The sequence below is a fragment of the Saccharothrix sp. 6-C genome, from assembly GCF_016695385.1.
In the GTDB taxonomy this organism is placed as follows: domain Bacteria; phylum Actinomycetota; class Actinomycetes; order Mycobacteriales; family Pseudonocardiaceae; genus Actinosynnema; species Actinosynnema texasense.
This window is the reverse complement of sequence record NZ_CP064192.1, coordinates 6,589,345-6,607,840: the sequence shown is the minus strand read 5'-3', so window position 1 is coordinate 6,607,840 and position 18,496 is coordinate 6,589,345. Positions and strand designations below refer to the sequence as shown.

General features: G+C 74.2%; 18 protein-coding genes. 12 read left to right on the top strand and 6 right to left on the bottom strand.

The annotated features are described in order from the left end of the window. Positions 1-161: 161 nt before the first annotated feature. Positions 162-734: a TetR/AcrR family transcriptional regulator gene (locus tag IOD16_RS27850; protein WP_123746228.1), complete on the top strand. Its 573-nt coding sequence runs from the start codon at positions 162-164 to the stop codon at positions 732-734. Between the two features lie 5 nt (positions 735-739). Then, the gene (locus tag IOD16_RS27845) at positions 740-2,902 is read left to right on the top strand and encodes an MMPL family transporter (protein WP_201436732.1); all 2,163 of its coding nucleotides are present in this window, start codon (positions 740-742) and stop codon (positions 2,900-2,902) included. 46 nt (positions 2,903-2,948) lie between these two features. On the opposite strand, the gene IOD16_RS27840 is transcribed toward IOD16_RS27845, so the two are convergent. Then, positions 2,949-3,692, bottom strand: a complete 744-nt coding sequence (locus IOD16_RS27840) for an SDR family oxidoreductase (RefSeq protein ID WP_201436731.1) — start codon at positions 3,690-3,692, stop codon at positions 2,949-2,951. Positions 3,693-3,773: 81 nt separating this feature from the next. On the opposite strand from IOD16_RS27840, the gene IOD16_RS27835 reads away from it, so the two are divergent. From IOD16_RS27835 to IOD16_RS27815, 5 genes are all read left to right on the top strand, one after another. After that, on the top strand, positions 3,774-4,268 hold the full coding sequence (locus tag IOD16_RS27835) for an RrF2 family transcriptional regulator (protein WP_201436730.1): 495 nt from the start codon (positions 3,774-3,776) through the stop codon (positions 4,266-4,268). A 120-nt stretch (positions 4,269-4,388) separates the two neighbouring features. Beyond that, the gene (locus tag IOD16_RS27830) at positions 4,389-4,688 is read left to right on the top strand and encodes a WXG100 family type VII secretion target (RefSeq protein ID WP_123746232.1); all 300 of its coding nucleotides are present in this window, start codon (positions 4,389-4,391) and stop codon (positions 4,686-4,688) included. Further along, entirely contained in the window at positions 4,688-6,049 is a 1,362-nt protein-coding gene (locus IOD16_RS27825) for a putative T7SS-secreted protein (protein ID WP_201436729.1), read from the top strand. The genes IOD16_RS27830 and IOD16_RS27825 overlap by 1 nt, the downstream gene beginning before the upstream one ends. Positions 6,050-6,072: 23 nt before the next feature. After that, on the top strand, positions 6,073-6,558 hold the full coding sequence (locus IOD16_RS27820) for a hypothetical protein (protein ID WP_201436728.1): 486 nt from the start codon (positions 6,073-6,075) through the stop codon (positions 6,556-6,558). Next, positions 6,555-7,034 carry a YbaB/EbfC family nucleoid-associated protein gene (locus tag IOD16_RS27815; protein WP_236594429.1) on the top strand — a complete coding sequence of 160 codons (480 nt, stop codon included), beginning with the start codon at positions 6,555-6,557 and terminating at the stop codon, positions 7,032-7,034. The genes IOD16_RS27820 and IOD16_RS27815 overlap by 4 nt, the downstream gene beginning before the upstream one ends. A 1-nt stretch (position 7,035) precedes the next feature. Here IOD16_RS27815 and IOD16_RS27810 read toward each other — a convergent pair whose 3' ends face one another. Next, positions 7,036-7,212 carry an RGCVC family protein gene (locus tag IOD16_RS27810; protein ID WP_236594428.1) on the bottom strand — a complete coding sequence of 59 codons (177 nt, stop codon included), beginning with the start codon at positions 7,210-7,212 and terminating at the stop codon, positions 7,036-7,038. 540 nt (positions 7,213-7,752) lie between these two features. Between IOD16_RS27810 and IOD16_RS27805 the strand changes: the two genes are divergently transcribed. Beyond that, positions 7,753-7,905, top strand: a complete 153-nt coding sequence (locus IOD16_RS27805) for a hypothetical protein (protein WP_170185263.1) — start codon at positions 7,753-7,755, stop codon at positions 7,903-7,905. Between the two features lie 141 nt (positions 7,906-8,046). Here the strand turns inward: IOD16_RS27805 and IOD16_RS27800 are convergent, their stop codons facing one another. From IOD16_RS27800 to IOD16_RS27790, 3 genes are all read right to left on the bottom strand, one after another. Then, positions 8,047-8,913, bottom strand: a complete 867-nt coding sequence (locus IOD16_RS27800; protein ID WP_201436727.1) for a dioxygenase family protein — start codon at positions 8,911-8,913, stop codon at positions 8,047-8,049. A gap of 138 nt (positions 8,914-9,051) precedes the next feature. Next, positions 9,052-9,993, bottom strand: coding sequence for an AraC family transcriptional regulator (locus tag IOD16_RS27795; RefSeq protein WP_236594427.1), 942 nt, complete (start codon positions 9,991-9,993; stop codon positions 9,052-9,054). 63 nt (positions 9,994-10,056) lie between these two features. After that, positions 10,057-11,595, bottom strand: a complete 1,539-nt coding sequence (locus tag IOD16_RS27790) for an ATP-binding protein (protein WP_328809363.1) — start codon at positions 11,593-11,595, stop codon at positions 10,057-10,059. A 96-nt stretch (positions 11,596-11,691) separates the two neighbouring features. Here IOD16_RS27790 and IOD16_RS27785 point away from each other — a divergent pair, with 96 nt between their 5' ends. The 4 genes from IOD16_RS27785 to IOD16_RS27770 are packed head-to-tail and all read left to right on the top strand — an operon-like array spanning position 11,692 to position 16,490. Continuing rightward, entirely contained in the window at positions 11,692-13,338 is a 1,647-nt protein-coding gene (locus IOD16_RS27785; protein ID WP_201436726.1) for a hypothetical protein, read from the top strand. 9 nt (positions 13,339-13,347) lie between these two features. After that, a complete protein-coding gene (gene recQ / locus IOD16_RS27780) occupies positions 13,348-15,156 on the top strand; it encodes a DNA helicase RecQ (RefSeq protein WP_201436725.1) in 1,809 nt (602 codons plus the stop codon). Then, positions 15,153-15,950 carry a pentapeptide repeat-containing protein gene (locus IOD16_RS27775; RefSeq protein ID WP_201436724.1) on the top strand — a complete coding sequence of 266 codons (798 nt, stop codon included), beginning with the start codon at positions 15,153-15,155 and terminating at the stop codon, positions 15,948-15,950. Before recQ ends, IOD16_RS27775 begins: the two co-directional genes overlap by 4 nt. Positions 15,951-16,010: 60 nt before the next feature. Beyond that, positions 16,011-16,490: a hypothetical protein gene (locus tag IOD16_RS27770; RefSeq protein ID WP_201436723.1), complete on the top strand. Its 480-nt coding sequence runs from the start codon at positions 16,011-16,013 to the stop codon at positions 16,488-16,490. On the opposite strand, the gene IOD16_RS41110 is transcribed toward IOD16_RS27770, so the two are convergent. Beyond that, entirely contained in the window at positions 16,459-18,459 is a 2,001-nt protein-coding gene (locus IOD16_RS41110) for an NACHT domain-containing protein (protein ID WP_201436722.1), read from the bottom strand. The genes IOD16_RS27770 and IOD16_RS41110 overlap by 32 nt on opposite strands. Between the last annotated feature and the right edge of the window lie 37 nt (positions 18,460-18,496).

The following is an 18,496-nucleotide window of genomic DNA, read 5'->3' as shown; positions in this document are numbered from 1 at the left end:
TCGGGGGTTCGGGCACCAGGTGCGCCGGGTCCACGATCGCCGAGCGGACATCACCTGCCGCATCCGGCGCCACGACGTCGGTGCGCGGACGTGACGGAACCCACCTACCGGATCGGTCGGCTTACCGACCGGATCGGTAGGTCGCTGCGTACCGTGGAGGTATGGCACGCGCGCTGACCGAGGACCAGTTGCTCGACCGCGTGGCCGGGCTGTTCGCCCAGCACGGGTTCGACCACACGTCGCTGAAGGACCTGGCCGACGCGGTCGGGTTGTCGAAGGCGGGCCTGCTGCACCACTACCCGAGCAAGGAAGCGCTGTTCGAGGCCGCGCGTGACGTCGGCCGCACGCACAGCCGCGAGCTGTTCGAGCAGGTCGGGCGGGTGCCCCCGGGCCCGGCGCGCGACCGGCGGGCCGTGGAGCTGCTGGTCGACTTCGCCCTGGACCGCCCCGGTCTGGTCGCGCTGGAGACCCGCGCGATCAGCCGCCTCGGCGCCGAAGACCTGGACGCGCACCGCCTGGACGCCCTGTCCCAGCACGTGCTCGCGGTGTTCGGCGTCGAACCGGACACCGCCGACACCGAACGGCTGGTCCGGGCGATCGGCGTGCTCAGCGCGCTGGCCGTGCTCAGCCTGGCCGCCAACCACACGGGCGAGAAGACCGCCTGGCGGCCGCACATCATCGCCACCTGCCTCGACGCGCTCGGGCACCGCGACCCATCCCACCCGGAGGCCTGACTCCCATGGCACGTCTGCTCTACCGACTCGGCTTCGGCGCGCACCGGCGCCGCCTGGTCGTCGTCCTGCTGTGGCTGCTCGTGCTCGGCGGCACGGCGTTCGGCGCGGTCACCCTGTCCGGTCCGACCTCCGGCTCCTTCTCCATCCCCGGCCAGGAGTCGACCACCGCCCTGGACAAGATCTCCGACGAGTTCGGCGCGGGCGGCGGCGCGACCGCGCGGGTGGTCGTGCAGGCGCCGGACGGGCAGCAGGTCACCTCGCCCGAGAACGCCGCGAAGCTCGCCGGGCTCGTGCAGGAGCTGTCCACGCTGCCCGGCGTGACGTCCGCGACCAACCCGCTCGACCCGCGTGCGCCCACCGTGAACGCGGACCAGGACGTCGCCTACAGCACGGTCACCTACGAGGCCGCGGTCGGCGAGGTCACCGAGGCGCAGCGCACCGCCCTCTTCGACGCCACGCGGCACGTGAGCGGGTTGACCGTGGAGGCCACCGGCGAGGCGACGCAGGCGCCGCCGCACGTCGGCGGTCCCGCCGAGGTCATCGGCGTGGTCATCGCGCTGCTGGTGCTGGCCGTCACCTACGGCTCGCTCGTGCTGGCGGGCATGAACCTGCTGACCGCCTCCGTCGGCGTCGGCATCGGCGCGCTGGGCGTCACCATCGCCACCGGCTTCATGGACCTGCAGTCCACCACCCCGATCCTGGCCGCGATGCTCGGCCTGGCGGTCGGCATCGACTACGCCCTGTTCATCATCAACCGCTACCGGCAGGAGCTGCGCCGGGGCCGGGACGTGGGCGACGCGATCGGCACGGCCGTCGGCACCGCGGGCTCCGCCGTCGTGACCGCCGGCCTGACCGTGGTCATCGCGCTGGCGGGCCTGGCCGTGGTCGGCATCCCGTTCCTGACCCAGATGGGCGTCGCCGCCGCGTTGACCATCGTGGTCGCGGTCCTCGTCGCGGTCACCCTGGTGCCCGCCGTGCTCGGCTACCTCGGCCGCCGCGTGCTGCCGCGCAAGGAGCGCGACGCACCCGCCGGCGACGTCGTCGGCGCCGAGCCCCGCGAAGGCGGCTTCTTCGGCGGCTGGATCGGCGCGGTCACCCGCAACCGGGTCGTGGCGCTGCTGCTGGCCGTCCTGGGCCTGGGCGCGATCGCCGTGCCCGTGCTGTCGATGGAGACGACCCTGGTCGCGGCCCCGCCCGCCGACTCGAGCCAGGCCCGCGCGGAACGGCTGCTCGCCGACGGCTTCGGCGAGGGCTTCAACGGTCCGCTGGTCGTGCTGTTCGAAGGCGACGACGCCGCCGCCACGGCGGCCTCCACCGTCGGGACGATCCAGGGCGCGGGCGACATCGCGCTGGTCACGCCGCCGGTGCCCAACGCCGACGGCACGGCCGCGATGCTCACCGTGATCCCGCGGTCCGGCCCGGCCACGCAGGCCACCGAGCAGCTGGTCACCGACCTGCGCGAACGGCTGGCCGACGTGGACGGCGCGACCACCTACGTCACCGGCGCCACCGCGGTGAGCGTGGACGTGGCCGTCGCCCTGGACGAGGCCATGCCGATCTACCTGGCGCTGGTCGTGGGCCTCGCGCTGGTGCTGCTGGTGCTCGTGTTCCGGTCGATCCTGGTGCCGCTGGTGGGTGTGCTGGGCTTCCTGCTCACCATCGGCGCCTCGCTCGGCGCGACGGTCGCGGTGTTCCAGTGGGGCTGGCTGGCCGACGCGGTCAACCTCGACGGCACCGGTCCGCTGCTCAGCCTCACCCCGATCCTGATGGTCGGCATCCTGTTCGGCCTGGCGATGGACTACCAGATCTTCCTGGTGTCCCGGATGCACGAGGCGCACCACCACGGCAAGCCGCCGCTCGCCGCGATCCACACCGGCTTCCGCCAGGCCGCGCCCGTGGTCGTGGCCGCCGCGCTGATCATGTTCTCGGTGTTCGCGGGCTTCGTGCCGGCGGGCGAGGGCCCGATGAAGTCCATCGCGTTCGCCCTGGCCATCGGCATCCTGTTCGACGCGTTCGTGGTCCGGATGGTCCTGGTGCCCGCCGCGCTGGCCCTGCTGGGTGAGAAGGCCTGGTGGCTGCCGAAGTGGCTGCGCCGCCTGCCGACCCTCGACGTGGAGGGCGCCGCGCTGGAAGAGGACCGCGGGGAACTGGTCGACGCGGGCCGCTGACCGCGACGGGTCCGGCGTCGCACGCCGGCGCCGGACCCGCCCGGGGTCACACCGACTTCGCGAGCCACTCGTCGAACGTGGTCGGGGCGATGCGGACGCGCTCGCCCGGCAGCAGCGCGTTCCCGGCCATCTCCGGGCCGAACACGCCCGACCACGTCGGCACCAGGCGCACGTCCCGGCCACGCGCCAGGTGCGTGCGCCGCGCCATGTCCACCAGGTCCTGCGTCTCGGGGCCGGCGACGTCCGGGTAGCGCCCCTGCGGCTCGCCGACGGCGACCTCGGCGAGGACGTCGGCCACGTCCTGCGGCGCGATCGGCTGCACGAGCAGCGGCGCGATCGTGGCGGCGCCGTCCCGCTCGGCCCAGCCCGCGACCATCTCGGCGAAGTCGTGGAACTGCGTGGCCGGCACGATCGTCCACGGCACGGGGCTCGCGGCGACCAGCCGTTCCTGCTCGCGCTTGCCCGCGTAGTGCACGTTGCCCTCGATGTCCGCGATGCCGACGATCGACAGCAGCACGTGGTGCCGGACGCCGGCCCGCGCCTCGGCCGCCAGCAGGTTCGCGGTCATCGTGGCGAACAGGCGCACGGTCCCGGCCCGGTCCGCCGAGGGCACGTTGACCGCGTCCACCACCGCGTCGACGCCGGTCAGCGCCGCGTCGAGCCCGTCCCCGGTCGACAGGTCCACGCCGTGCGACCGGCTGACGCGCACGACCTCGTGCCCGGCGCGTTCGAGGGTGGCGACGGTGAGGGAGCCGATGTTGCCGGTCGCGCCGGCGACTGCGATCCGCATGACGATCCTTCCGCTTCGGTGCTGTGCCCCGAACCTATCTCGGACTAAACAGATCCGCAATGTCTTGGATAGACTGGCCGGGTGAAGCTGCCTGTGAGCACGGAGTGGGTCCTGCACTGCGCCACGACCCTGGCGCAGCTCGAACCGGGCGCCACCGCGTCCGCGGCCCAGCTCGCGGCCTACTACGACCTGCCCGCGCCCTACCTCGCCAAGCAGTTGCAGGGCCTGGTCAAGGCGGGTGTGCTGACCGCGACGACCGGCCCGCGCGGCGGCTTCCGGCTCGCCCGACCCGCCTCGGAGATCACGCTGCTGCACGTGGTGGAGGCCGTCGACGGCGCCTCCTCGCCGTACGAGTGCCAGGAGATCCGGCAGCGGGGGCGGGGCGCGTTGCCCGCCGAGGACTGCCGCGACACGTGCGTGCTCGCCGCGAAGATGGCCGGCGCGCACGACGCGTGGCGGCGCGCGCTCGACGCGGAGTCGTTGGCCGACGTCGTCGAGTCGCTGCCGCCGACGGCCGTCGCCCGCACCCGGTCGCTCATGGCGGCGACGGTCGCCGCGCTGCGGCGGACTCCCTGACCCGATTCGGCCGAACGTCTGCGCGACCGCTGCTCCTGCCGATATACGTGTAGTCGCGGGAACGGCCGACGCTCCCGCGCCGTCTGACGGCGTGGTGTCGAGTGGACTGGTGGGACGGACATGAGTGGGTTCGGTGCGGCGCCCGAGGAGTTGCGGCGGGCGGCCGGGCAGATCGGCGACGTCGGCGACAGGACCGCGGGCATTGCCTGGTGCGGTCCGAGCGGCGAGTACGGGCACGACGGGGTGGCCGGCGCGTGGGAGCTGTTCATCGAGGAGATGCGCGCCTCCGTGGAACGGCTGCGGCAGCAGGCCGACGAGCACGCCGTCGGGCTGCGCGCGGCGGCATCGTCCTATGTGGACGTCGACAGCGCACGCGCGGACATCTTCGGCCGGCTCGACCCGCACGGGCCGGTGTCCTGATGGCGGCCCGACTCGGCGAGACGAACGACCCCAAGGCGCTCGTCCCCGGTGAGGCCGAGCTGATCAGCGGCGACCTGCGGCAGCTCGTGGGGACCTTGCGGGTGGTCGTGGCGGTCGGCGAGGAGCTCGGCCGGATCGACCCCGGCGGCTGGAGCGGCGGCGCGAGCGGCGCGTTCCGGTCGGCGTTGCGGGCCGAACCACCCCGGTGGCTGCGGGCCGGCGCGGACCTCGGCGGCGGCGGGCAGCTGCTGGCCGACTACGGCGACGCCCTGGTCGAGAGCCAGCGCGAGGCGCAGCGCGCCGTCGAGCTGTACCTGGCGGCGCGGGCGGCGACCAGGCTGGCCGCCGCCGAGCACGCCGCGATGGCGCTCTCCGGCGCGCCGACCGCCCCGTTCCAGGACCCCGGCCAGGCGGGGACGGCCCAGGCCCAGAAGGTGCTCGACGACGCCCGCAAGGGCCTGTCCGGCATCGGCGACGTGGTCGCGAAGGCGCTCGGCTGGGAGTCCGACGGCGAGGGCGGCTACAAGAAGTCGTTCGGCAAGGAGACCTACGGCGCGGCGCACCGCGAGACCGACGAGGAGGGCGAGGACACCGGCGGCTGGCAGTACGGCGTGGACGGGCGCTCGTACGAGAGCAAGTCCGGCAGCGAGTCCAAGCGCCTGCTCACCGACGCGCTCGGCGAGATCGCCGAGAAGATCGGCATCGACCTGCACGAGCGCGAGTGGGGCGACGACGGGCACGTCGACGTCGCGCACGGCGAGAAGGACGGCGACTTCGACGCCGGCCCGCTGTCCGGCAAGGGCCGGATCGGCGGCTCGGTGCTCGGCGCGGACGCCGGGTACACCGCCACCGCGAGCTACGCCGGCGTGTCGGTCGGCGCGCACGCCGGGGCCTACCTGGCCGGCGGGTACGCCGACGGCGAGGTGAAGCTCGGGCAGCACGCGAGCGTCTCGGGCAGCGCCGAGGGCACGATCGGCGTCGGCGGCGAGGTCAAGGGCTCGATCGGGGTGCTCGGCGCGAAGGGCGACGCGGAGGCGTTCGCGGGCGCGAAGGTGTCCGGCGAGGCGGGCGCCGAGGTCGCGGGCATCGGCGCGGGCGTGAACGGCGAGGCGTGGGCCGGCGTCGGCGGGCACGCGAGCGGCCAGTTCGGCATGGGCGAGGACGGCAAGTTCCACGTCGGCGGGTCGGTGGGGCTCGCGTTCGGCGTGGGTGGCAAGGTCGGCTTCGACGTCAGCGTCGACCCGGTCGAGGTCGTGGAGACGGTGGTCGACGTCGCGGACGACGTGGGCGAGATCGCCGAGGACGTGGGCCGCGGCGTGGAGCACGCCGGCCGCGCGATCGGTCGCCTGTTCGGCCGATGAGCTACCCCAGGAGGACACCAGGCATGGCCACCACCCTTCCGGCGCCGATCGAGTTCTCGCTGCCCGACGGGTGGCTCTCGGCGCCGCCCGACGAGGTCGGCGCGCCGCAGGCGGCGTTCGTCGCGCTGCACCCCGCTTCCGCCGCGGGCTTCACCGCGAACATCACCATCAGCGGCGAGGTGCGGGCCGACGACGCGACGCTGGCGCACCTCGCCGAGCAGGCCGCGGCCCGGCTGCGGCGCGACGTCGGCGCGGTGGAGGTGGGGCGGCGCAACGAGCTGGAGTCCGCCTACACGCAGGTGCTGCGGCTGACCGCGCCCGTCGGCGGACGTCCGGTGGAGCTGGTGCAGCTGCAGGTGTTCCTGGCCATGGCGGACGTGCGCGACGAGCGCAGGCGCGCGGTGCTGGAGATCGTGCTCAGCGCGACGCCGGCGCAGTTCGAGGACCTGGTCGACGACTTCCAGGCGTTCCTGAAGACCATCCGACCGGACGAAGGGGCATCCCGGTGACGGAACCCGCCGACATCCTGCTGCGGCGCATCGAGGCCATCGACACGGCCGCGGCCGACAACCGGCTGCGCGCGGAGTCGTTCCGACGCATGGTCGAGGGGCTGCGGGACGTGGTCGGCACGGCGACGTCCGGCGACGGCGTGGTGACCGCGGTCGCGGGCGCGGACGGCGCGGTCAAGTCGATCGCGTTCGGCCCGGCCGTGCGCACGACGGACCCGGCGGCGCTGTCGTCCGCCACGCTGCGCGTGATCGCGCTGGCCCGCGCGGACGCGGCCCGCAAGCAGGCCGAGGTGGTCCGCGCCGCGCTGGGCGACACGACGCTGCTGGACCGGGTGCTCGCCGAGGACCGGCTGGTGTTCGGCGACGAGCCGCCGCAGGAGGTCCCCGCCGCCGTGCCGCCCCGCGTGATCCGGCGGGTCGCGCCGGTGGAGGACGAGGAGCCGGCGCCCGCCTACCGCAGCCGCGACGCCTGGTGACTCAGGAGCCGCAGACGCAACCCCGGTGGTGACCCCCGCTGGTGGTCGCGGTGCAGAACCGCATCGCGATCCGGTCGTGGGTCGCCCACGGGTGCGGGCACGCGGCGCACCGGGGGTTCTCGGCGGCGGTGGTCCCGGTGGCGTCGGTCGACTCGATGGTCGGCATGACCTGGTTCATCGGATCTGTCCTGTCCGCACCCGCGGAGCACGTCGATCTCCGGGCGGTGCGAGATGGGTGGGGACACCGGCAACTCGTGTGACTGATGCTCGAACGGTTCCCGCCTACCCCCGAAGGTACACGTCGAGCCGGCTCTGGCCGCCGGCGCGGCACGTCGGGCGGTGCGCCCGGGTCGAGCGCGGGCGACGCGCCCGCCGGCTGTGCGCGCCGATCACCCGTTCGGGGTAGGGGAACGCCGCTACTGTCCGAAGTGGACAGTCCGTCGCGCGGGCGCGTGGCAGTGCATTGTGGACAGACCGTCGGCTGGCCGGGGACGGCGGCGTCGGCGGGGTCCGGCCCGGGCCCGACGCCCTCCCGCGGGTCGTGCCCGACACGCCCACCATAACGCTGTGGCGGTCACGGCACCACGACGTGTACCGTAGAGCCCATCGGGGCGTTCCTTATCTTCTGAACCCCGAACACCCTCGCGCCGTGCGGGGATCTCCGGACCGGCATCGCCGACCGTGAGCACGCACCGGACGCGGAGAAAGTCGGAAACACATGTCATCCACGTACCACGACCTGTTCAGCCACCCGGACACGGACCGGCCCGAGGACACGAGCGGCCCCCGCCGCGACGAGCAGCGGGCCTACACCGACCTGTTCCGCGAGCCGGCCGACGTGCCGCCGCAGAGCACCGGCGGCACCGCCTGACCCAGGCGCCCCACCCGTGACGGCCCCGAGGGCCGCGCACCGGGTGGACCCGGGCGCGAGCCCGGCAGGACTTCGCGCGCGACGGGACTCCCCGGTGCCACCCGAGCACCGGGGAGTCCCGTCGCGCGCATCACGCCGCGGTCACTCCGCGCGCCACAGCGCGGGCACGTTCGGCGGTTCCCAGCCCGGCTGGGCCAGGTGCCCCTGCAGGCACACGTACCCGACGCCGTTGTGGGTGACCTTCGCGCCGAGCGCGTAGTTCGTGCCCGCCGCCCACGTGCCGCCACCCGGTGACGACGGCGTCGTGCTCGTGGTCGAGGTCGGCCGCGTGGTGGAGCTCTGCGGCACGTTCAGCACGAAGTCGAACTTCGCCTCCCGGCCGCCGCCGACGTCGCGCACCTCCATCAGCAGCCGCGGGTCGAAGATGCTGTCGGTGTTGTTGCGCGGCTCGCCCGGGAAGTACAGCTGGGTGGTGAGCACCGGCCGGCCGGGCGCCTGCAGCTTCACGTGGATGTGCCTGGTCCGACCGGGGTAGAGGCCGGGCACGATCGTGCTCAGCGTGAACGTGCCGTCCGGGTTGGTGAACTGGTGGCCGCGGAAGCGGTAGCCGGTGTTGTCGTACACGCCGTTGACGTCGGCCTGCCAGAAGTCCATCAGCACGTTGCCCAGCGGCAGGCACGCCAACCCGAACACGTAGCCGGTGACGGTGAGCCTGGTGCCGGGCGTGCCCGCGTCGACCAGCGACGTGCGGCGCGGCGAGTTCGGCTTGAAGTACGGGCCCTCGGTCTGCGGCGGTGTCGGGTCGTCGCCGTCGTCGCACGCCGGCGTCAGCTCCAGCGGCTCGCCCTTCGCGCCGATCGTGCGGGCCAGGGCGGGCACGCCCATCATCGCCACCGGCAGCGCGACGCCGGCGGCCACCGCGGCGCGCAGCACCGTCTTGCGGCTGAGGTGGCGCGGGCCTGGCCCGTCACCGGTCGTGCCTCGGTCGCCGTCCGTGGGTGCGTCCATGTCCTTCTCCTTTGGGCCGGCTCCTGGTGGGGCGTCGGATTCGGGGACGCACCGAACCTACGGACGCGGATCACCCGCGGACGATGGACTGACGCCGTCGTTCGTGGTGATCCTCGCGGTCTCCGTTGCCCGTCCCGCTCACTGTGAACGGCCGGCCGCGCGGCGGAACGCGCCGGGGCTCGCGCCCGTCTCCCGGCGGAAGAAGCGGCAGAAGTAGGCGGCGTCGTCGAAGCCGACCCGGTTCGCCACCTGCCGCACGGTCAGCTCCGTCTTGGCCAGCAGCCGTTGCGCCTCCTGCGTGCGCGCCTGGCGGACCAGCTGCGACGGCGTCCGCCCGGTCGCCGCCTTCACCGCCTCGGTGAGGTATCCGGGGGTGACGCCGATCCGCTCCGCGTACGCCCGCACGGACCACAGCCGATGATCCGTGCGACCGGCCAGCCGCACGAACTCCTCCGCCACCGCGCCGGACCGGGCGGGCGGCGGTGCGGCCGGTGTCGCGGTCAGCCTGGCTGCGCGCACGACGAGCACGTGCAGCAACGCCCGCAGCACGGTCTCCACGCCCGCCTCGCCGCGCCGGTACTCCTCGTGCAGCTCGGCGATCAGCCCGCCGATCCGGGCGTGCGTCGGCTCGTCCAGCGTCAACCAGGGCCGTTCGCTCAACCGGCGCAGCAGCTCGCGGTCGGCGGGGTGGTCGAGCAGGAAGTCGTCGGTGAACAGCAGCACCGAGCCCTGCAGGTCGCGCGCGCCGTCCCAGTGGTGCACCTGGCCGGGCGCGATCACGCACAGGTGCGGCGGGCGCAGCTCCCAGCGGGCGAGGTCGACCACGTGCGTGCCGGTGCCGCCGGTGACGTGCACGATCTCGTGGAACGTGTGCCGGTGCGGGAACGACGCGCGTGACATCGGCCCGATGGTGTCGAACGTGCCGACCGCGAACGGCGGCGCGTCGGGCGCCGGCACCTCGAGCCGGTGCATGGGCAGCTCGCCGTCGCGCGGCGTCCGGCTGGGCGTTCCCGGCAACACGGTGGTGCCGCGCATCGTCCCGAGCCCCTCTCCGGTGAAGGTCCAGACCAATTCTGGCACCGACCACCATGGCACGACCGGGCGCGCGGGGGAACGGCACTTTCCGACTCGTGGGTTCGGCTCTCAGTACCGCTTGGTGGCCCTCACCGCGAACCCCTGCGGCGGCGCCAGGCCCGGTCGCGCCGGACCGGGTCCGGTCATGCCCGCCGTGCCTGCCGTGCCCGCCGTGCTCGCCGTGCTCGCTGTGCTCTCCGCACCGCCGAGCAGGATGCCGGTGAGGGAGGCGCGCTCGTCGGCCATGGCCCGCGCCACGTCGGCGAGCTCGTCGCCCACCACCGGCACGCCGCCGCCTCCGCCGTCCGCCCGCACCGCGCCCAGCACGGCCCGCCGCAGCAGCTCCTTGATGAACGACGCCGTGACACCCTCCGTCGCCTCGACCACCGGGTCCAGGTCGGCCCGCAGGTCGACGCCGCGCCCGTACAGCTCGATGAGCCGGCGGCGTCCGGCGGCGTCCGGCCGCGGCACCTCGACGGCCAGGTCGACGCGTCCCGGCCGGTCGGCCAGCGCGCGTTCCAGCTCGTCGGCCCGGTTCGTGGTGAGCACGAACGTGACGTCCGCGTCCGCGCCGACCCCGTCCATCGCGTCGAGCAGCGTGAACAGCAGCGGGTTCGTGGGCCCGGCCGCGTAACCGCGGTCCATGGCCACCAGGTCGACGTCCTCCACCACGACCATCGACGGCTGCAACCGCCGCGCCAGCGCCGCCGCCTGCCCGATCAGCCGCATCGCCTGGCCGGTCAGGAGGATGACCGTGCAGCCGGACAACCGGCTCATCAGGTAGCGGACGGTGCGCGTCTTGCCCGTGCCGGGCGGCCCGTGCAGCAGCAGGCCGCGCTTGAGGTGCCGGCCCGCCGCGAGCAGCCGCTCGGAGTGCTCGGCGATGCCGACGACGTGCTCCTCGATCGAGTCCAGCACACCGTCCGGCAGCACCACGTCGTCCGCGTCCAGCGCCGGCCGGGGGAGGAAGGTCAGCAGCTCGTTGCCCCGGTGCTCGCTCACCCCGAACGCCAGCACCTGCCGCCGGAACACGTCGTGCTCCCGCATCAACCGCTCGATCTCCCCGCCGACCGCCCGCGCCGCCGCCCGGTCGGCCGCGAGCACCTCCAACCGGCAAGCCGGCGGCCCGAAGTCGTTGGACCCGCGGATGCCGACCAGCACGGGCGTGCCGTCGGGCGCGGTCGTCGGCACCAGGCCGAGCTGCACGACCTCGACGCTGTCCTCGGGCCCCACCGCCGCCGTCGCGTAGTCGGCCGACCCGAGCCCGTACCCGACCGAGTGCCGTGCGGCCAGCAGCATGCCCATGATGTCCTCGTGGCCGCGGTGCTGCCCTCCGACCCCGAACCACTGGGCGTCCGGCGTGCGCTCCGCGAGGTAGGCGTCCACACCCCGCTGGAGGTTGACGTGCTCCCAGGCCTCGAACCTCGTGGCGACCGACAGCACCTGCGCCAACTCGCACCCGAGGTGCTCCCGCAACCTCGCGATCAACGGCGCCGCCTCCCCGTCCTGCTCGACGAGGTTCGCCGTGAGCTGCATCAACCGCCGCAAACTGCTCGCCAGCGCCCTGGCCTCGTCCCCGGTGAACTCCCCCACCACAACCACCCCCACCGGCCATCCTCACCCATCCGAGCCGCCGTGTCGCGTAGTTGACCCGATGTCCCGGTCTCCCGGAATTCACCTCACCGGGTCTGGCACGGTGGGGTGGTGCGAGTGGTCGACGACGCCGGTGACGAGTTGAACGCCGAGTTCTCCGTGCAGCCGGACGGGGAGCACCTGGCGGTGTTGTTGGAGAGCGCCGGTGGGCGGATGGCCGGCGGTGGGGTGCGCAACGCCGACTACCGGCCCGGGTTGGAGGTGCTGCTGGGCAGGTTGGCGGCGGTCGACGCGGTGCTGCTCGACGCGCTGGTCGACTCGCGCCAGGTCCGCGACCTGGCCGAGGACGAGCGCAGGCTCATCGCGGAGCCGGTGTGGCTGGGCCGGGGGGTCGACGTCTCCGCCCTGCGCCGGCGGCTCACCAGCGGTCAGGGGCGCATCGGGCAGCGGCCGGGGGCGCCGAAGGCGGGCAACAACAGCAAGCGGCTCAGGTTGCGGGTCGACGTGCCGGGGTACCGGGCTGGGGACGACCGGCGGTTGGCGCACGACATCGCGTGGCCCCGGCCGCGGCTCGACGAGCGGTTCCGCGCGCCCGACCTGTTCGCCGCGCTGGAGGACCTGGCCCCGCACCGGCAGGACGGTGAGGTCGCGCCCGCCGGGCCCTTGGCGCTGACGTGGGCCATCGGCCAACTGGCGGCGGGGCACGACCGGCTGTTCCGGTGGGCCGCGTTCCAGCCAGAGGTCACCGCGTTGCTGCGCGACTTCGGGCAGGCCGCGGCGGCTCAGGGCCCGTTCTGGCAGCTCCGCTCCGCCGCCGCCGTGTGGGAGACCCACGGGTTGGCGGAGGAGCCCACGGCGGCGGACGGGTCGGCCCTGGCCGGGTTCACCGAGCAGGCGGCCGAGCTGCTGGCCGACCCGGTGGTGCGGGCGCAGGCGGCCGAGGTGCTGCGGGTCACCTACCTCGCCGGGGCCGACCACCGGGCGCTGTGGCGGCGGGTGGGTCTGCCGGTCGCCGGGCCGCCGCAGGCGCTCGACGTGCTGCGGGGGCTCATCGGCGCCGAGCTGACGACCGCCTCCGGGCAGACCGTGGAGGTGGTCGCGGTCGGCACGTCGACCGCGTCGGCGACCGGCGCCGACGGGCAGGTCGAGATCGCGGTGGACGAGGTCCAGGCCGCGCTCGACCGGCTCGCGGAGGGCGGGGCCGTGCCCGTCGGGCCGGACGAGGCCGTGGCCGCCGTGGTCGCGACGGTGCCCGACGTCGACGTCCGGGCCGGGCAGGTCGTGCCGCGTGGCGGGCGGTCGGGCCGGGACGGGCGCGACAAGCACTTCGCCGAGCTGGACGGCCGGGTGGTCGCGAAGTACCGCAAGGAGCAGGGCGAGCTGCGGAAGGTGCTGGTCGGGGACGCGGCCGAGGCTCCGTGCGCGCTGTGCGGGCGGGTGTTCCCGGTCGGGCTGCTGGTCGCGGCGCACATCAAGCGCCGGTCGGTGTGCGACGACCACGAGCGCAACGACCTGCGCAACGTCGCGATGCTCGCGTGCTCGTTCGGCTGCGACCGGCTCTTCGAGGTGGGGTACGTCTCGGTGGGCGAGGACGGCGCGGTGCTGGTCGCCTCCGCCGGCGGCCTCGACCCGCACCTCGACCACCTGCGCGGCCGGGTCGCGGAGGTCTTCCACGAGCGGTCGGCGGGGTACTTCCGGTGGCATCGCCGGAACGTGTTCAGGGGTCGGAGCGGACGGGGTGTCGGAGGGGTCCGTTAGGATCGCGCGATGGCTTCGCAAGAGGTGCTGCGAAGGGTCTTCGGGTACGAGTCCTTCCGCGGGGAGCAGCAGGACATCGTCGACCACGTCGTCTCCGGCGGGGACGCGTTGGTGCTCATGCCCACCGGCGGCGGCAAGTCGTTGTGCTACCAGATCCCCTCCCTGGTGCGCGAGGGCACCGGGGTGGTGGTGTCGCCGCTCATCGCGTTGATGCAGGACCAGGTGGACGCGCTGCGCGACCTGGGCGTGCGCGCCGGGTTCCTCAACTCGACCCAGTTCCCCGACGAGCGGGCGCTGGTCGAGGCCGAGTTCCTGGCGGGCGAGCTGGACCTGCTCTACCTCGCCCCCGAGCGCCTGCGCACCGAGCAGACCACCCGCCTGCTGGAGCGCGGCAGGATCGCCCTGTTCGCCATCGACGAGGCGCACTGCGTCTCCCAGTGGGGCCACGACTTCCGGCCCGAGTACCTGGCGCTGTCGCACCTGCACGAGCGGTGGCCGGAGGTGCCGCGCATCGCGCTCACGGCGACCGCCACGCGGGCCACGCACGCCGAGATCGCCGAACGCCTCAACCTCGGCGCCGCGAAGCACTTCGTCGCCAGCTTCGACCGCCCGAACATCCAGTACCGGATCGTGCCCAAGAACGAGCCGAAGAAGCAGCTGCTGGAGCTGCTGCGCACCGAGCACGCCGGCGACGCGGGCATCGTCTACTGCCTCTCGCGCAACTCGGTGGAGAAGACCGCCGAGTTCCTCACCCAGAACGGCATCGCGGCGCTGCCCTACCACGCGGGCCTCGACGCGGGCACCCGCGCGCGCAACCAGTCCCGCTTCCTGCGCGAGGACGGCCTGGTGATGGTCGCCACCATCGCGTTCGGCATGGGCATCGACAAGCCGGACGTCCGGTTCGTCGCCCACCTGGACCTGCCGAAGTCCGTCGAGGGCTACTACCAGGAGACGGGCCGCGCGGGCCGCGACGGGCTGCCGTCCACCGCGTGGCTGGCCTACGGCCTGCAGGACGTGGTCCAGCAGCGCAAGATGATCGACGACTCCGAGGGCGACCAGCAGCACCGCCGCAAGCTCATGGCCCACCTCGACGCGATGCTCGCGCTGTGCGAGACGGTCGAGTGCCGCCGCGTGCGGCTGCTGGAGTACTTCGGCCAGTCCGCCGCGCCGTGCGGCAACTGCGACACCTGCCTCGCGCCGCCGGAGACCTGGGACGGCACGGTGGCCGCGCAGAAGGTGCTGTCCACCGTGGTGCGCCTGCGCAACGAACGGCGGCAGAAGTTCGGCGCGGGCCAGACGATCGACATCCTGCTCGGCCGCAAGACCGCGAAGGTCATCCAGCACGACCACGACCAGCTGAAGGTCTTCGGCATCGGCACGGAGCTGAACGAGAGCGGCTGGCGCGGCGTGGTCCGCCAACTGCTGGCGCAGGGCCTGGTCGCGGTCGAGGGCGAGTACTCCACGCTCGTCGTCACGCCCGCCGGTGACGAGGTGCTCTTCCAGGGCCGCAAGGTGCCGATGCGGCGCGAGGCCGAGCGCGCGCCGAAGGTCAAGACCGCCAAGGCGGCCAAGGGAGCGGCCGCGCAGGTGGAGCTGTCGGCCGAGGCGACGCCGGTGTTCGAGAAGCTGCGCGCGTGGCGGACGACGCAGGCGAGGGAGCAGGGCGTCCCGCCGTACATCATCTTCAACGACGCCACGCTGCGGCAGATCGCCTCGTCCACCCCGGCCACGTTGGACGAGCTGAGCGCGATCAGCGGCGTCGGCGAGAACAAGCTCGCCAAGTACGGCCAACAGGTCCTGGACACGTTGAGCGCATGAACGACCTCCGCGCCGACTGCACGCGCTGCTTCGCCCTGTGCTGCGTGGTGCCGGCGTTCGCCAAGTCGGTCGACTTCGCGATCGACAAGCCCGCCCGCACGCCGTGCCCGAACCTGCGCGACGACTTCCGCTGCGGCATCCACACCCAGCTGCGGTCCACGGGGTTCACCGGCTGCACGGTGTACGACTGCTTCGGCGCGGGCCAGCAGGTGGCGCAGGTGACGTTCGGCGGCACGAGCTGGCGTGACGACCCGGCGTCGGCGCAGACCATGTTCGACGTGTTCCCGGTCATGCGGCAGCTGCACGAACTGCTCTGGTACCTGACCGAGGCGCTGGAGCTGGAACCGGCCCGCGCGCTGCACCCCGCCGCGCGCGAGCTGAAGAAGACCATCGAGGGCTTCACCACCGGCACGCCCGAAGAGCTGCTCCGACTCGACGTCGGACCGCACTGGGAGCGCGCGAACGCCCTGCTGCTGCGCGCCAGCGAGCTGACCAGGGGCAAGGGCAGGAACCGCCGGGGCGCGGACCTGATCGGCAAGGACCTGACGGGCGCCGACCTCCGCGCGTCCACCCTGCGCGGCGCGTACCTCATCGGCGCCAAGCTGACCAACGCGGACCTGCGGCTGGTCGACTTCATCGGCGCGGACCTGCGCGGCGCCGACCTGTCCGGCGCGAACCTGACCGGCGGTTTCTTCCTCACCCAGGCCCAGGTGGACGCCGCCGGGGGCGACGGGGCGACGAAGCTGCCGAAGTCCGTGACCCGCCCGGCGCACTGGGTACGTCGGCAGGCGTAGGCGGGGGAGCCGCCACCGGGCCGACGCGGTGACGGCGCGCGGCGCGCCACGCTGTGCGCCATGGGAACCGCCGCGACGACCGCCCGGGCCGGGAAAGGTCTGACCCCGAAGGTGCGCAAGACCTGGCTGCTGCTGCACGTCGTCTCGTCCGTCGGCTGGCTCGGCGTGACGATCGGGATGCTCGTGCTCGCGGTCGCGGCGTTCGACGCGCCGCAGCTCTACCAGGCGATGGAACTGCTCGGCGACCTCGTCGTGCTGCCGCTGGCGTTGAGCGCGCTGGTCACCGGCGTGGTGCTGTCGCTGGGCACGAGGTGGGGCCTGGTGAAGCACCGGTGGGTGCTGGTGAAGTTCGTGCTGACCGTCGTCGCCGTGGTCGCCACGACGTTCTCGCTGCGCTCGGGCCTGCACGAGGCGGCGGACGGCGTCGTCGGCACGGCGGGCGGCGACGTGCTGGCGGCGGCGTGCGTGTCGTCGGTGCTCTACGCGGTCAACACCGCGCTGTCGGTGTTCAAGCCGTGGGGCCGGACCCGCTGGGGCTGAGCTCGGCGCGCCTGCGCTCGACGGTCGCGGCCAGCTCGGCCGGGTCGCACTCGGCGAGGTGGTCGCGGACCAGGTCGTGCGGGAACCGGTGTTCGTCCACCAGCAGCACCCGGTCCCGCGCGGACTGCAGGATCGCCTTGCGGCGCAACGGGAACTCGTCGAGCGCGAGCGGCCGGGCGAGCAGTTCGGCGACCGGGTGGAACGGCCGGTCCGCGATCGGCGTGACGACCAGCCCGACCAGCAGGCCGGTGACCGCGCCCGTCGCGGACAGGCCGGCGTCGGCGCCCACGAGCGCCGCCAGGCCGGCCCCGGCCGCGCCCGCCGCGGGCAGCCAGCGCAGCCCGCCGGGCGACCGGACCCGCACCCCGGACCACACCTCGCGCAGGCCGCCGACGAACGCGCCCGCCACCGCGCCCGCGCCGAGCCCGATGCCCAACCCGGCCAGCAGCTCCGCCGACGGCCCCGTCACCACCATCACGCCGGCGGGCACGAGCGCGCACGCCACCGCCCAGTACCGGTCACGCGTGTTGCCGTAGGCGAGGAGCAGCGCGACCACGACGACCGTCCCGTACCCGGCCGCCGCCGGCCACCGCGCGACCTGCGCACCGAGCACCCCGCCGAGGAGCGCCACGCCGCCGGTCACCGCCGCGCCGGCGACGAAACCCGTTGCCGCCCAGACGTTCCCCCGGCGCGGATCACCGCGCGTCACCCGGAACGCGCTGCGCGGCAGCAGGACCGTGGCCGCGGCGACGACCGCGGCCGGCACCAGGCCGAGCCGCACGCCCACCACGAAGCACAACGCCGTCGCCGCGCCCGCCAACGCGCCCGGCGCGGCCCGCCGGAACAACCGCCACACCGCTTCCGGGCCGACGAAGTCCAGCCACACGTGCCGCGCGGGCAGCCGGGACCGGGCCAGCAGGTCGCGCTTGCGCCGGGCGATGCGGGCCAGGAACCGCAACGCGCGCACCGTCCGCTCCGGCCGCGCCGCACCCCGGGCCGCCGACTCCACCACGTAGGTGTCCAGCACGCCCCGGAACTCCGCCCGCCCGGCCCGGTAGGCCAACGCCAGCAGGCCGAACGCGAGCGGCGTGCGCAGCTCGTCCCACAGGTCCGGGTTCTTCTCCAGCTCGTCGCGCAGGCCGTCCAGGCGCGGTCCGCACGCGGCGATCAGCTCCTGCACCACGGGACGCGACAGCGGTTCCACCCGCACGACGTCGAACCGCGGCAGGTGCTCGTGCTCCTCGCTCCCGGTGCACAGCACGACCTGCGGCACGTTCAGCGCGGTGATCCAGGCCAGGCACTCGACCCGGTCGGCGGGCGCCAGCCCGTCCAGCCCGTCGAACAGCAGCACGAGGTTGTGCTCCCGCAGCCACGCCCGCCCGACCCGGGGCGCGATCCGGTACCGGTCGGCGAGCACGCGCAGCAGCCACGCGCCGAAGTCGTCGTCCCGCCGCCACCCGCCGAGGTCCACCACCACCGGGATCGGCCGGACCGGGTCCAGCGCGGCCCGCGCCAGCAGCGCCTCGGCCAGCTCCAGCAGCAACGTCGTCTTGCCCGCGCCCGCCTCGCCGGTCACGACCACCGGGTGCCGCACGCGCGTCGGCAGGCGCGGCCCGACCCTGGGCACGACGCCGAGCTTGAGCCGCAGCTGCTCGGCCAGCGAGCCGTCCACCCGCGCCCGCACGAACCGCTCCACCCGGTCCAACGCCGCCCGGCGGTTGGCGGGGTGCGCGGGACGCCGTCGCACGAGCAACGCGCTCAACCGGTCCCAGGCCGCCAGGCACGCGGTGAGCGCGGACAGCACGACCAGCGCCGGCCACAGCCAGCGCGCGTGCGGACCGAGCACCGGCAGCGCCGACCCGCCGGTGACGGCGTTGATCGCGACGGGGACGAGCACGAGGCACGTCACCCCGCCGACCGCGGCCAGCGCGACGAGACGGGCGGTGCGGCCGAACCGTCGCGCGTCCATGTGCCCTCCCGCCAGGTCGCGATCGACGGTAACGGCG

Bases quoted from the DNA above. Each gene is read 5' to 3' on its own strand.
- IOD16_RS27850 (WP_123746228.1), top strand. From the start codon at position 162: ATGGCACGCGCGCTGACCGAGGACCAGTTGCTCGACCGCGTGGCCGGG.
- IOD16_RS27845 (WP_201436732.1), top strand. From the start codon at position 740: ATGGCACGTCTGCTCTACCGACTCGGCTTCGGCGCGCACCGGCGCCGC.
- IOD16_RS27840 (WP_201436731.1), bottom strand. From the start codon at position 3,692: ATGCGGATCGCAGTCGCCGGCGCGACCGGCAACATCGGCTCCCTCACC.
- IOD16_RS27830 (WP_123746232.1), top strand. From the start codon at position 4,389: ATGAGTGGGTTCGGTGCGGCGCCCGAGGAGTTGCGGCGGGCGGCCGGG.
- IOD16_RS27825 (WP_201436729.1), top strand. From the start codon at position 4,688: ATGGCGGCCCGACTCGGCGAGACGAACGACCCCAAGGCGCTCGTCCCC.
- IOD16_RS27820 (WP_201436728.1), top strand. From the start codon at position 6,073: ATGGCCACCACCCTTCCGGCGCCGATCGAGTTCTCGCTGCCCGACGGG.
- IOD16_RS27810 (WP_236594428.1), bottom strand. From the start codon at position 7,212: ATGAACCAGGTCATGCCGACCATCGAGTCGACCGACGCCACCGGGACC.
- IOD16_RS27805 (WP_170185263.1), top strand. From the start codon at position 7,753: ATGTCATCCACGTACCACGACCTGTTCAGCCACCCGGACACGGACCGG.
- IOD16_RS27800 (WP_201436727.1), bottom strand. From the start codon at position 8,913: ATGGACGCACCCACGGACGGCGACCGAGGCACGACCGGTGACGGGCCA.
- recQ (WP_201436725.1), top strand. From the start codon at position 13,348: ATGGCTTCGCAAGAGGTGCTGCGAAGGGTCTTCGGGTACGAGTCCTTC.
- IOD16_RS27775 (WP_201436724.1), top strand. From the start codon at position 15,153: ATGAACGACCTCCGCGCCGACTGCACGCGCTGCTTCGCCCTGTGCTGC.
- IOD16_RS27770 (WP_201436723.1), top strand. From the start codon at position 16,011: ATGGGAACCGCCGCGACGACCGCCCGGGCCGGGAAAGGTCTGACCCCG.
- IOD16_RS41110 (WP_201436722.1), bottom strand. From the start codon at position 18,459: ATGGACGCGCGACGGTTCGGCCGCACCGCCCGTCTCGTCGCGCTGGCC.